General features: G+C 71.0%; 12 protein-coding genes. 11 read left to right on the forward strand and 1 reads right to left on the reverse strand.

Translation table 11 applies throughout. From position 1 onward, the window contains the following. Positions 1 to 200 precede the first annotated feature (200 nt). The 7 genes from ACZ4V1_RS24305 (at position 201) to ACZ4V1_RS24335 (ending at position 9048) form a co-directional block, all read left to right on the forward strand. Positions 201 to 1127 (forward strand): carbohydrate ABC transporter permease, encoded by a 927-nt coding sequence (locus tag ACZ4V1_RS24305; protein WP_468339509.1) that lies wholly within the window; start codon positions 201 to 203, stop codon positions 1125 to 1127. A 7-nt stretch (positions 1128 to 1134) separates the two neighbouring features. Next, positions 1135 to 2085, forward strand: coding sequence for a carbohydrate ABC transporter permease (locus tag ACZ4V1_RS24310; protein WP_468339511.1), 951 nt, complete (start codon positions 1135 to 1137; stop codon positions 2083 to 2085). An 83-nt stretch (positions 2086 to 2168) separates the two neighbouring features. Continuing rightward, positions 2169 to 3512, forward strand: a complete 1344-nt coding sequence (locus tag ACZ4V1_RS24315) for an ABC transporter substrate-binding protein (RefSeq protein ID WP_468339513.1) — start codon at positions 2169 to 2171, stop codon at positions 3510 to 3512. A gap of 108 nt (positions 3513 to 3620) precedes the next feature. Next, complete coding sequence (locus tag ACZ4V1_RS24320; protein ID WP_468339515.1) at positions 3621 to 5666, forward strand: beta-galactosidase; 2046 nt, start codon at positions 3621 to 3623, stop codon at positions 5664 to 5666. A gap of 146 nt (positions 5667 to 5812) precedes the next feature. Further along, positions 5813 to 7852, forward strand: a complete 2040-nt coding sequence (locus ACZ4V1_RS24325; protein ID WP_468339517.1) for an RICIN domain-containing protein — start codon at positions 5813 to 5815, stop codon at positions 7850 to 7852. A 62-nt stretch (positions 7853 to 7914) separates the two neighbouring features. After that, positions 7915 to 8097: a DapH/DapD/GlmU-related protein gene (locus ACZ4V1_RS24330; protein WP_468339519.1), complete on the forward strand. Its 183-nt coding sequence runs from the start codon at positions 7915 to 7917 to the stop codon at positions 8095 to 8097. 159 nt (positions 8098 to 8256) lie between these two features. After that, the gene (locus tag ACZ4V1_RS24335; RefSeq protein ID WP_468339521.1) at positions 8257 to 9048 is read left to right on the forward strand and encodes an SAM-dependent methyltransferase; all 792 of its coding nucleotides are present in this window, start codon (positions 8257 to 8259) and stop codon (positions 9046 to 9048) included. 32 nt (positions 9049 to 9080) lie between these two features. On the opposite strand, the gene ACZ4V1_RS24340 is transcribed toward ACZ4V1_RS24335, so the two are convergent. Next, positions 9081 to 9266 (reverse strand): hypothetical protein, encoded by a 186-nt coding sequence (locus tag ACZ4V1_RS24340; protein WP_468339523.1) that lies wholly within the window; start codon positions 9264 to 9266, stop codon positions 9081 to 9083. Between the two features lie 168 nt (positions 9267 to 9434). Between ACZ4V1_RS24340 and ACZ4V1_RS24345 the strand changes: the two genes are divergently transcribed. The 4 genes from ACZ4V1_RS24345 to ACZ4V1_RS24360 all read left to right on the forward strand — a co-directional run bounded on the left by ACZ4V1_RS24345 (position 9435) and on the right by ACZ4V1_RS24360 (position 13258). After that, positions 9435 to 10616: a spore photoproduct lyase family protein gene (locus ACZ4V1_RS24345; RefSeq protein WP_468339525.1), complete on the forward strand. Its 1182-nt coding sequence runs from the start codon at positions 9435 to 9437 to the stop codon at positions 10614 to 10616. 134 nt (positions 10617 to 10750) lie between these two features. Further along, entirely contained in the window at positions 10751 to 11314 is a 564-nt protein-coding gene (locus ACZ4V1_RS24350) for an MSMEG_1061 family FMN-dependent PPOX-type flavoprotein (RefSeq protein WP_468339527.1), read from the forward strand. Positions 11315 to 11417: 103 nt separating this feature from the next. After that, positions 11418 to 12278, forward strand: coding sequence for an ABC transporter ATP-binding protein (locus ACZ4V1_RS24355; protein ID WP_468339529.1), 861 nt, complete (start codon positions 11418 to 11420; stop codon positions 12276 to 12278). Continuing rightward, a complete protein-coding gene (locus tag ACZ4V1_RS24360) occupies positions 12275 to 13258 on the forward strand; it encodes an ABC transporter substrate-binding protein (protein ID WP_468339531.1) in 984 nt (327 codons plus the stop codon). The genes ACZ4V1_RS24355 and ACZ4V1_RS24360 overlap by 4 nt, the downstream gene beginning before the upstream one ends. Positions 13259 to 13264 lie beyond the last annotated feature (6 nt).

Here is a 13264-nt window from a genome sequence, read left to right on the forward strand (position 1 = left end):
GTTCGCCACCTCTCCGCAACCGTCCGAGCCTCGGCTCCGAAGGACCCTTGACCGTCGTCCCCGGGGCAGTGTAGACATGCCGCCATTAAATGTTTACGTAAACATAACAGCTCACCGATCAACAGAAACGCACTTCCGCGGCTGCTGGATGTTTACGCAAACATGGTGAGGCTCCAGGACGTGGACGAGCGAGGAACGACATGACGACGCTGCAACCGCCGGCCGCCGCCGCACCGCGGCCCGCCCCACCCCCGGCGAGGCAAGAGCGCCGCTCCTGGGCGGGGTGGGGATTCCTCGGGCCCTTCGTGGCCGTCTTCGCCCTGGTCTTCCTCGCGCCGATCGCGTACTCCGTCTACCTCAGCCTCTTCCGCGACCAGCTCATCGGCGGCACCACCTTCGTCGGCCTGGACAACTACGGCGAGGCGCTCAAGGACGACCGGTTCTGGGCCTCGCTCGGCCGGGTCTCGCTCTTCCTCGCCGTACAGGTGCCGATCATGCTCGGCATCGCCCTGCTGGTGGCACTGGCCCTGGACAGCGGTCGCCTCTACGGCCGGGACTTCTTCCGCATCTCGATCTTCCTGCCGTACGCCGTGCCCGCCGTGGTCGCCACCCTGATGTGGGGCTTCATGTACGGCACCCGCTTCGGTCTGGTCGGCGACGTCAACAGCGCGCTGGGCGTCTCCCTGCCCGACCCGCTCTCCCCGGACCTGGTGCTGGCCTCCATCGGCAACATCGTGACCTGGGAGTTCGTCGGCTACAACATGCTGATCTTCTACTCGGCGCTGCGCGTCATCCCGCACTCGCTGTACGAGGCGGCCCAGATCGACGGCGCCGGGCAGATCCGCGTGATCACCGCCATCAAGCTCCCTGCCATCCGCGGCGCCCTGGTGATCGCGACGATCTTCTCGGTCATCGGCAGCTTCCAGCTCTTCAACGAGCCCAGCATCCTCCAGCCGCTGGCGCCCAACGCCATCACCACCGACTACACGCCGAACTACTACACGTACTCGCTCTCCTTCAACGGCCAGCAGCACAACTACTCCGCGACGGTCGCCATCGTCATGGGGCTGATCACCATGGTCATCGCCTACGTCGTCCAGCTGCGCGGCATGCGCAAGGGAGTGTGAAGCAGCGATGACCAGTCCTGTCGTCACCGTCTCCGACCGTTCCGCGACCGCCCCGTCCGGCACCTCGGGCTCCGTGCCCCGGCTGCGTACGTCCCGCCGCCGCCACTCCCCCGACAAGCCCCGGCGCAGCATCCTGCTGACCGTGCTCACCGGGCTCGTGCTGCTGTACAGCCTGGTGCCGCTGATCTGGCTGGCCGTCAGCGCCACCAAGACGCAGGAGGGGCTGGCCCGTTCCTTCGGCCTGTGGTTCGACGGCGACTTCGCGCTGTGGGACAACATCAGCGAGACGTTCACCTACAACGACGGCGTCTTCACCCGCTGGCTGCTGAACACCCTGATGTACGTGGGTCTGGGCGCGGGAGGCGCCACCTTCCTCGCCGTGCTCGGCGGCTACGCGCTCGCCAAGTTCGACTTCCCCGGGCGGCGCGCCGTCTTCGCCGTGGTCATCGGCGCGGTGGCCGTGCCGGGTACCGCCCTCGCGGTGCCGACCTTCCTGATGTTCAGCAACATGGGGCTCACCAACACCCCCTGGGCGGTCATCATCCCGTCCCTGATCTCGCCGTTCGGCCTGTATCTGATGTGGGTGTTCGCCACCGAGGCCGTCCCGGCCGAGCTGATGGAGGCCGCACGCATCGACGGCGCCGGCGAGGTGCGCACCTTCTTCCAGGTCGCCCTGCCGCTGCTGGCGCCCGGCATCGTCACCGTCCTGCTGTTCACCATGGTCGCGACCTGGAACAACTACTTCCTGCCGCTGGTCATGCTCAAGGACCCCGACTGGTATCCGCTGACCCTGGGTCTGAACAGCTGGAACGCCCAGGCCGCGACCGCGGGCGGCGAGGCCGTCTTCAACCTGGTCGTCACCGGGTCGCTCATCACCATCCTGCCGCTGATCGCCGCGTTCCTGCTGCTCCAGAGGTACTGGCAGTCCGGCCTCGCCGCCGGAAGCGTCAAGGAGTAGCCCCCACCCTCTCCCCCCTCCCCCAACGCCCCTCCAACCCTCGACGGTGCCGGTTCCGGCCACGAAGAAGTGGAAGCAATCCCATGCCCAAGCACTCGCGCCGCATACTGCGCGGCATAGGCCTCGTCTGCGCCCTCGCCCTGGGGGCGACCGCCTGCGGCGACTCCGACGACGGGGGATCGAGCCGGAAGGCGGTCTCCGAGGCGGACATCCAGGCGGCCCTCGACGAGGGCGGCACCCTCACGGTCTGGGCATGGGAGCCCACCCTCAAGCAGGTGGCCGCCGACTTCGAGAAGAAGCACCCCGGCGTCAAGGTCGACCTCGTCAACGCGGGCACCAACGCCGACCAGTACACCGCGCTGCAGAACGCCATATCGGCGAAGAAGGGCGTCCCGGACGTCGCGCAGATCGAGTACTACGCGATGGGCCAGTACGCCCTGACCGAGCAGCTCACCGACCTCGAGGGCTTCGGCGCCGACAAGCTCTCCGCCAAGTTCTCCCCGGGCCCGTGGAACGGGGTGAAGGCCGGCTCGGACGGCGTCTACGCGCTGCCGATGGACTCCGGTCCGATGGCGCTGTTCTACAACAAGAAGGTCTTCGACAAGTACGACATCAAGGTGCCCACCACCTGGGCCGAGTACCTGGACGCCGCCCGCGACCTGCACAAGGCCGACCCGAAGGCGTACATCACCGCCGACACCGGCGACGCCGGGTTCGCCACCAGCATGCTCTGGCAGGCCGGTTCACGCCCCTACACGGTCGACGGCACCAAGGTGAAGATCGACTTCTCGGACCAGGGCGCGAAGACGTTCACCGACACCTGGCAGAAGCTCATCGACGAGAAGCTGCTCGCCCCCGTCACGGGCTGGACCGACGACTGGTACAAGGGTCTCGGCGACGGCACGATCGCGACACTCGCCACCGGCGCCTGGATGCCCGCCAACCTCGCCTCGGGCGTGAAGGACGCCGCCGGTGACTGGCGCGTCGCCCCGCTGCCGCAGTGGACCGCGGGCGCCGAGGCGAGCGCGGAGAACGGCGGCAGCGCGCTGGCCCTGCCGGAGCTGGGCAAGAACGAGGCGTTGGCGTACGCCTTCGTCGAGTACGCCAACGCCGGTGAGGGCGTGCAGACCCGCCTGGACAACGGCGCCTTCCCGGCGACCACCGCGGACCTGCAGTCCACCGAGTTCCAGGACACCGCGTTCCCCTACTTCGGCGGCCAGAAGGCCAACAAGGTCTTCGCCGAGTCGGCCGCGAACGTCGCCGACGACTGGTCGTACCTGCCCTACCAGGTGTACGCGAACTCGATCTTCAACGACACCGTCGGCAAGGCCTACGTCTCGGACACCACGCTGGTCGAGGGCCTGAAGTCCTGGCAGGAGGCCTCCGTCGAGTACGGCACCGAACAGGGCTTCACCGTCGAGAAGTAGCAGTCGGGAAGCAGTACCGGCAGCACACGACGCGGCGGCCCGCGGGGCGGCGGCGCGACTCACGCACCGCCGCTCCCGCACCGTACGCACCACACCGGAAGGACCGTCATGATCTCCACCCTCCTGTCCCGCCTGCAGCGCGGGCCGGACGGTGCGCCCGCCCCCCGTCTCCTCTTCGGCGCCGACTACAACCCCGAGCAGTGGCCCCGGGAGGTGTGGGAGGAGGACGTACGACTGATGCGCGAGGCCGGCGTCAACGTCGTGTCGCTGGCCATCTTCTCCTGGGCCCGCCTCCAGCCGGGCCCAGGCACCTGGGACTTCGCCTGGCTCGACGAGGTCATGGATCTCCTGTACGACAACGGCGTCGGCGTCGACCTGGCCACCGCCACCGCCTCCCCACCGCCCTGGCTGACCACCGCGCACCCGGAGATCCTCCCGGTCACCGACCGGGGCGAGACGCTGTGGCCGGGCGCGCGCCAGCACTGGCGCCCGACCTCGCCCGTCTTCCGCGAGCACGCCCTGCGCCTGGTCCGGGAGCTGGCGACCCGCTACGCGGAGCACCCGGCCCTGGTCGCCTGGCACGTCAACAACGAGCTGGGCTGTCACAACGTCTACGACTACTCGGACGACGCGGCCCGTGCGTTCCGCGACTGGCTGCGCGCGCGGTACGGCACGACGGACGCCCTCAACCACGCCTGGGGCACGGCGTTCTGGTCGCAGCGCTACAGCGACTGGGAGCAGATCCTGCCGCCGCGGCTGGCCGCCTCGCACCCCAACCCGACCCAGCAGCTGGACTTCAAACGCTTCTCGTCGGACGCGCTCAAGGACCACCTGCGGGCGGAGCGGGCCATCCTGCGGGAGGTCACGCCCGGCGTCCCCGTCACGACCAACTTCATGGTGATGCCCGGCACCAAGGGCATGAACTACGCGGACTGGGCCGGCGAGGTGGACTTCGTCGCCAACGACCACTACGTGGTGCCGAGCCCCCAGGCCCGTGACGAGCTGTCCTTCTCCGCGAACCTCACCAGCGGCATCGCGGGCGGCCGGCCCTGGTTCCTGATGGAGCACTCCACGAGTGCCGTGAACTGGCAGCCCGTCAACCTGGCCAAGCGGCCGGGCGAGCTGGCCCGGGACTCGCTGACACACGTGGCGCACGGCGCCGACGCGGTCTGCTTCTTCCAGTGGCGCCAGTCGGCGGCCGGTGCCGAGAAGTACCACTCGGCGATGGTCCCGCACGCCGGCGCCGACAGCGACCTGTTCCGCGCGGTCACCGCGCTCGGCGACACGCTGAGGACGCTGGCGCCGGTCGCCGGGAGCGAGCGGGAGCCCGCCGGGGTCGGCATCCTCTTCGACTGGGAGTCGTGGTGGGCGAGCGAGCAGGACTCGCATCCCACGTCGCTGCTCGACTACCACCGGGAGGCGCTCGACTGGTACTCCGCGCTCCTGGCGCTCGGCATCCGCGCCGACGTGGTCACCGCCGGCGCCGACCTGAGCCGCCACCGGGTGCTGATCGCCCCTGTGCTGCACCTGGTCCCGGCCGAGCTCGCCAAGGACCTCACCCGCTACGCCGAGCAGGGCGGGCACCTGGTCACCACCTACTTCTCCGGTGTCGTCGACGAGAACGACCACGTCTGGCTCGGCGGCTACCCGGGCGCCCTGCGGGATCTGCTCGGCATCCGTGTCGAGGAGTTCGGCCCGCTGCCCGCCGAGCGGACCGTGGAACTGGACGACGCGAGCACCGGCGGGCTGTGGACCGACCACATCACCGTCACCGCTCCGGACACGGAGGTACTGGCCCACTACCGCACCGGTCCGCAAGCGGGCCGCCCGGCGGTCACCCGGCGCCCCACGGGCAGCGGTTCGGCCGCCTACGTCTCCACCCGGCTCGGCGCCGACGGGCTCGCCTCGCTGCTGCCGCGGCTGCTGGAACCGGCGGGCGTGGCGAGCGAACTGCCCGCCGAGGTGCGCGGATCGGTCGAGGCCACCGTGCGCCGGGGCCCCGGCGGCCGCTTCCTGTTCCTGGTCAACCGGACCGACGAGGCGGTGACCGTCCCGGGCCTCGCCGGGGAGGTTCTGGCCGGCACCACCGACGCGGACGGTGCCGTCGCCCTCGCGCCCAGGGACGTCGCCGTCCTGCGCACGCCCACGGACTGAGACGGCACCGGCGCCCTCCAGGCACCGTCGCACCACACCCACGACTCCCCGGAGCGGCACGCACCCGCTCCGGGGCCGTCCCCTCCTGCCCGGACCAGGGCGGAGGGGCCACCGCAGCGACCACACCGTTCAGTTGGGAGCACACGATGGCACGCCGTACCCGCAGCAGACGCCTCCTGGGGGCAGCGGTCCTGACCGCCCTGGCCACGGGGGCCGCACTGATCAGCGTTCCCGCCCAGGCCGAACCGGCCGCGGCCGCCGCCTCCGTCACCGTGCGGCCCGACCCGTCGTACCAGCAGGAGGAGTTCGAGGGCTGGGGCACCAGCCTGGTCTGGTTCGCCAACGCCACCGGCGGCTACCCGCCCGAGATCCGCGAGAAGCTGGCCCGGCTCCTGTTCGGCGACGACGGCCTGGGGCTGAACATCGCCCGCTACAACATCGGCGGCGGCAACGCACCGGACGTGAAGGACTACCTGCGCGCCGGCGGCGCGGTGGAGGGCTGGTGGCAGGCGCCCGCGGGCACCACCCGCGAGGACACCGACTGGTGGAGCGCCGACGACCCGGCCGACTGGAACGAGGACGCCGACGCCGCCCAGCGCTGGTGGGTCGAGCGCATCAAGGACGACATCGACCACTGGGAGACGTTCAGCAACTCCCCGCCCTGGTTCATGACCGTCAGCGGTTACGTCTCCGGCGGCTTCGACTCCTCCGCCGACCAGCTCAAGTCCGAGTCGGTCGGGGACTTCGCCGCCTACGTGGCCGGTGCGACGAAGCGGCTGGAGAAGGCCGAGGGCATCAAGGTCGACACCGTCGACCCGTTCAACGAGCCCAACACCCCCTACTGGGGTACGCGGCTGGGCGCCGACGGCGAACCCGTCGGCGGCCGGCAGGAAGGGGCCCACATGGGCCCCGAGCTCCAGCGCGAGGTCCTGCGGGCCCTCGCCCCCGCGCTGAAGAAGGCGAAGGTCAAGGCGGACATCTCGGCGATGGACGAGACCAACCCCGGGACCTTCGCGAAGAACTGGAGCGCGTACTCGCAGGCCGACCGCGACCTCGTCGGCCAGATGAACGTCCACACCTACGGCACCGGGCAGCGCACCACCGTGCGGGACCTGTCCAAGGCCGCGGACAAGCCGCTGTGGATGAGCGAGGTCGGCGGCGACTGGGGTGACGGCCAGGACTTCGAGGACATGCGGCCCGGCCTCGGACTCGCCCAGCAGATCGTGGACGACCTGCGCGAACTGGAGCCCCGCGCCTGGGTGTTCTGGCAGCCCGTCGAGGACTACGACAACATGAAGCCCGGCGGCGAGTCCGCCGAGGGCGGCAACTGGGGCAGCATCCAGATCCCGTTCGGCTGCACCGCCGGGGACACCCTCGAGACCTGCCCGATCCGGACCAACACCAAGTTCGACACCGCCCGCAACTTCACCCACTTCATCCGGCCCGGCGACCGGCTGATCAACACGGACGACACCTCCAGCGCCGCCGCCGTCACCCGCGACGGCAAGGGTGCCTCGCTCGTCCACGTCAACCGGACGACCGCGCCCCGTACCGTCACCATCGACCTGGCGAAGTTCCGCGACGTGAGCCGGAGGGCCACCGTCACCCCGGTCGTGACCAGCGCCGACGGCAAGCTCGAGCAGCAGGCCCCGGTCAGGGTGAGCGACCGCGCGGCCACCTTCACCGTGCCCGCGCAGTCCGTGACCTCCTTCGAGATCAAGGGCGTCTCCGGCGTCGCGAAGGACGCCGCCGCCCTGCGCAAGGGCCACACCTACACGCTGACCGGCGTGCAGAGCGGCAAGGCCGTCACCGTCGCGGCGGACGGCACCGGTCTGGTCCTCGGCACCGAGGCCGGCACGAGCGCCCAGGAGTGGCGGCTGAGCGCGGTACGCCACGACAGCGGCGTCCGCGACCGCCACGTCTTCACCGATCCCGAGGACGGCACACGACTGGCCGTTCGCGACGACGTCCCGGTGGCCGAGCCCGACACCGGCAAGCGCGACAAGGCCGCCGAGTGGATCGTGTCGACCACCGGCGACGGCACCTGGACCCTGGTCAACGCGGCCACCGGGCGCCTGCTCGAGGTCGGCGGCCAGGCGACGCACGAGGGCGCGGCCGTCACGACGTGGCCGCCCAACTCCGGCGACAACCAGCGCTGGACGGTGACGGACGTGTCCGCGAGCTGACCCCAGCACGACCGATCGGCGCAGTCCGCACCACCGCCGCGGCGGTGGTGCGGACTGCGCCGGTGCGCATCGAGGACGACGTGTGGATCGGGGCCGGCGCACTGATCATGCCGGGGGTCAACGTCGGCCGGGGTTCGGTGGTGGGCGCGGGCAGCGTGGTGACGGCGCACGTGCCGCCCATGGTGGTCGTCGCCGGGACACCGGCGCGGGTCGTCCGCGAGATCACCGACGCGGACCGGGAGTGAGCCCACCGCCCGCCCCGCACCGCGCGCCGGGACGTCGGGTGACCCTCGTCGAGCGGTCGGCAACTCCCGTCGCCGGCCCGGAACATGGCACGGGCCGCGGAGCAGTACGATGATCGGGAACTGCGGTGGAGCGTCACCTCCCTGACCACGGAGCCTGCCATGACGACGGACCATTCCCGGCCTCCCCACATCGACACCGGCCGGGCCCACCCCGCGCGTGTCTACGACTGGCTGCTGGGCGGCAAGGACAACTACCCCGTCGACGAGGCGGTGGGCGAGAAACTGCCGCCCCAGGCGCGGGACGCGGCGCGGCAGAACCGCGCGTTCATGAACCGTGCGGTGGCCCACCTCGCCGCGCGGGGCGTCGACCAGTTCCTGGACATCGGCACGGGCATCCCGACGGAGCCCAACCTCCACCAGATCGTCCAGCGAACGGTTCCCTCGGCCAGGGTCGTCTACGCGGACAACGATCCGATCGTCCTGCGGCACGCGGAGGCCCTGCTGGTCAGCAGCCCCGAGGGGGCCACGGACTACATCCAGGCCGATGTCCGGGAGCCGGACGAGATCGTGCGGCGCGCCCGGGAGATCCTGGACTTCGACCGTCCCGTCGCGCTGTCGCTGATCGCGCTGATGCACTTCGTCCCGGACGAGCAGGACGCCCACGGCATCGTCCGCGGTCTGGTCGAGACCCTCCCGTCGGGCAGCCACCTGGTCCTGTCGCACGCCGCGATCGACCTCTTCCCCGAGCTGGCGGAGCAGGTGATCGCCCAGTACGCCGAGGGCGGCATCCGGCTCGGCTTCCGTACCCGGGCGGAAGTGGCCCGCTTCTTCGGCGGACTGGAACTGCTTCCGCCCGGCCTGGTCACGGCCACCGAGTGGTACGGCGGGGACGAGGAGCCGCCCGCCCGGGAGGAGAGCGGCATCTACGCGGGCGTGGCCCGTGTCCCCTGACGGGGGCGGAACCGGGGCTGCGGGCGGGGGGCTCAGCGGCGGCGCCCGCGTGCCGCCCAGCCGCTGCCGATGCCGGCGACGTGCAGGGCCAGCAGGGCGAGGCCGGCGAGCATCACGTTGGTGGAGGTGAAGATGTCGTTGGTCGAGACCTCCGCCGCGTTGATCAGCCAGGCGATCAGGAACAGGACCGCCGCGATGATGGCAAGCACGGTGTACATCCCTTCGGTCGGCGGCACCGCACCGGTGCCGTGTCACGCGTATGCCCCCGACGGGACGCGTGACACGGCACCGGGCACCGCGCGCTTCGTACAGTGGAGGGACCGGGACCGTCCGCGGCGCACCGAGGCCGCGACGGTCCGTCCCGCACCCGCGCACCGGAGCACCCCATGCACGACCCGTCCACCGCGCCGGACGACGGCTCCGGCACCCTGTTCGGCCTCGATGCCCTGACGCCCGCTCCGCCGGCCCCCGCGCCCGCCGGCGGACCGCTCTTCCGGGACTCGGCCGCCGCCCGCCGCCTGCTGCCCGTACGGGAGATCCACGCCGAGCCGGCGGCGGCCGCCTCGCCACGCGGCCGGCAGGTGATCGCCCGCTTCCCCGGCGCCCGCGTGATCGAGGTCGACTCGCACTGGCGCGTCCCCGGGCTGCACGGCAACGAGGGCAACGTCGAGCGCTGGGTGCGGATCAAGGGCGAGACGCTGGTCCTGGGCGAGCGGAAGACGCTGGCCACCCGCCCCAACGGCCGGTCCGCGGACTGGATCGCCCCCGGCGTCTCCAACGGCTGCGCCATGGCCTGCGCCTACTGCTACGTGCCGCGCCGCAAGGGGTACGCCAACCCGATCACCGTCTTCACCAACATCGACCGGGTCATCGCTCACCTGGGCCGGCACATCGCCCGGCAGGGACCCAAGCCCGAGCCGAACCAGTGCGACCCCGAGGCCTGGGTCTACGACGTCGGCGAGAACGGCGACTGCTCGGTGGACGCCCTGATCTGCGACAACACCGCGGATCTGGTGCACGCCTTCCGGCAGTGGCCGACCGCCAAGGCGTCCTTCGCCACCAAGTACGTCAACCCGGACCTGCTCGCCCTCGACCCGCGCGGCCGGACCCGGATCCGCTTCTCCGTGATGCCGCCGGACGACTCCCGGCTGCTGGACGTGCGCACCTCACCGGTCGCCGAGCGCATCGCCGCGGCCGGCGACTTCCTGGACGCCGGCTTCGAGGTGCACTTCAACCTCTCCCCCGTGGTGCTGCGTCCGGGCTGGGAGGAGGCCTGGGCGGAGCTGCTGCGGCACCTCGACGACGTCCTGCCGGACCGGGTCAAGCGGCAGGCCGCCGCCGAAGTGATCATGCTGACCCACAACCGGGAGCTGCACGAGGTCAACCTCGGCTGGCATCCGCGCGCCGAGGAGGTGCTGTGGCGGCCGGAGATCCAGCAGGCCAAGCGCTCCGAGAACGGCGCGCTCAACGTGCGCTACCGCAGCGGCGTCAAGGCCGGGGCGGTGGAGCGGCTCCGCGAGCTCGTCGCCGCCCATGCGCCCTGGCTCCGTGTCCGGTACGCCTTCTGAGGGTCGGCGCCGCCCGTCCTCCGCGTCACTCCCGAGCCGCCAGGTAAGGCGAACCTAACATCAGATAATGTGCTGGATGCAGCCATCCGCCGGAAGCCCGCGCTTCCGCCGAGCACACACCTGGGGAGCCGGCCTTGCCGCACACGATCGACACGGCCGGCGCCCGGCCGGACGCCGTCACCGAGGAGGGCTGGGTCGAGCTCGGCTCGCGCGCGGAACTGCGCGAGCTGCTGGGCGAGCCCTGGCCCATCGTCATCGACAAGGTCCACGACCGGCTCACGGACGAGGACCGGGACATCCTCGCCCGCTCCCCCTTCTGCCTGCTGGCCACGTCCGACACCGAAGGCAACTGCGACGTCTCGCCGCGCGGTGACGCCCCGGGGTTCACGCACATCCTCGGCCCCGGCACCCTCGCCCTGCCGGACCGGCCGGGAAACCGACGGGGGGACAGCTTCCACAACATTCTCGACAATCCGCACGCCGGACTGCTCTACCTGGTTCCCGGCGGCAAGGAGGTACTGCGCGTCAACGGCCGGGCCCGTCTCCTCACCGACGCGCCCTTCTTCGACGCGATGGCACGGGACGGCCGGCGTCCGGCCCTCGCCCTGCTGCTGGAAATCGACGAGATCTATCTGCACTGCCCGCAGTCCCTGAACCGGTCCGGTCTGTGGAAACCCCAGTCGTGGCAGGCGAGTTGAGATCCTCACCCAGTCGGGGGAGGCCGCGACGGCACGGCCTCCCCCCGCACTGTGCGAGCCCCGCCTCTACCAGCGCTTTTTAGGTTAGGCTAACCTTCGCCACGTGAGATCTGGTGAAGACGCAGCCGGTACCCCGCGCCTGCGCGGTCATGAACTGTCGGCGGCCGGTGTGACCGTGTCGTACGACGGTGTCGATGTCGTGCACGACGCGGCGGTCGGGCTCAGGCCCGGTGAAGTGACCGTCCTGGTGGGTCCGAACGGCAGCGGGAAGTCGACGCTGCTACGGACCATCGCCCGGCTGCAACGCGCCCGCGCCGCCACGCTCAGGATCGACGGTGACACCGACGGACTGGCGCTGACGTCCCGTGATTTCTCGCGGTACGTCGCCCTGCTGACGCAGGGACGCCCGACGCCCGGCGGGCTGACCGTGCGGGACGTCGTCGAGTTCGGCCGTTATCCGTACCGGGGCCGCTGGGGGCGGCCGGATCCGGACGGCCCCGCCGCCGTCGACCGGGCGCTCGCCCTCACCGGCGTCGACGACCTCGCCGACCGCGGGGCCGACCACCTGTCCGGCGGGCAGTTGCAGCGGGTCTGGCTCGCGAGCTGCCTCGCCCAGGAGACCGGCGTACTGCTCCTGGACGAGCCGACGACGTACCTCGATCTCCGCTACCAGATCGAACTCCTCGACCTCATCCGCGACCTGGCGGACGTCCACGGCATCGCCGTCGGTGTCGTCCTGCACGACCTCGACCAGGCGGCGGCCGTCGCCGACCGGATCACGCTCCTCGAAGCGGGCCGGATCGTCGCCGACGGCCCACCCGAGGACGTGCTGACGCCGGAACGCCTCACCGCCGTCTACGGCATCCGGATCGACGTCGACACCGACCCCCTGACCGGCCGGCTGCGCACCCGCCCGATCGGCCGCCACCACATACGAACCGAAAGGCTCGGCACCACCTCATGAGACGCCTCCTGCTCACCGCGGCCGCCACCACCGCCGCGGCGCTCACCCTCGCCGCCTGCGGCACCACCGAGCCCGCCGCCGACAAGTCCGAGAAGAAGGCCTCCGAGGCCATCACGCTCAAGGACGGCAAGGGCACCGAGGTGAAGCTCGACGGCCCGGCCAAGAAGGTCGTCGCCACCGAGTGGAACGTCGTCGAGAGCCTCGTCTCGCTCGGTGTCGACCCGGTCGGCGTCGCGGACGTCAAGGGCTACACGACGTGGGACACGTCCGCCCCGCTGAAGAACGAGCCCAAGGACATCGGCACGCGCGGCGAGCCGAGCATGGACACGGTCGCCTCCCTGGCCCCCGACCTCATCGTCGCCACCACGGACCTGCCGCCCGCCGCCGTGAAGCAGATGCGCGAGGTCGCCCCCGTGCTGGAGGTGAAGTCCGCCGACGGCACCGACCAGATCGGGCAGATGCTCGACAACGTCGACCTCATCGCCAAGGCGACCGGCACCACGGACAAGGCCGAGACGATCCGCGAGGGCTTCGAGGCGAAGGTCGCCGAGGGCAAGAAGGCCCTGACCGACGCGAAGATGGCCGGCAAGGAGATCGCCTTCGCCGACGGCTACGTGACGTCCAACCAGGTCTCCATCCGCCCCTACACCGCGACCTCCCTCATCGGTGAGGTCAACGAGGCGATCGGCCTGAAGAACGCCTGGAAGATGAAGGGCGACGAGGCCTACGGCCTCGCCTCCACCGACGTCGAGGGCCTCACCGCCCTGCCGAAGGACGTCCAGTTCGCCTACATCGCCAGCGACGAGGACAAGAACAGCACCCCGTTCACCGGCGCGCTGGCCGAGAACTCGGTGTGGAAGTCCCTGCCGTTCGTGAAGGCCGGCGACGTGCACCGGCTGAACGACGGCATCTGGATGTTCGGCGGTCCCCGGTCGATGGAGGCGTACATCGACTCCATCGTCGGCGCACTGACGAAGTAGCGGGGT

It is taken from the genome of Streptomyces sp. NPDC028991 (assembly GCF_055564775.1).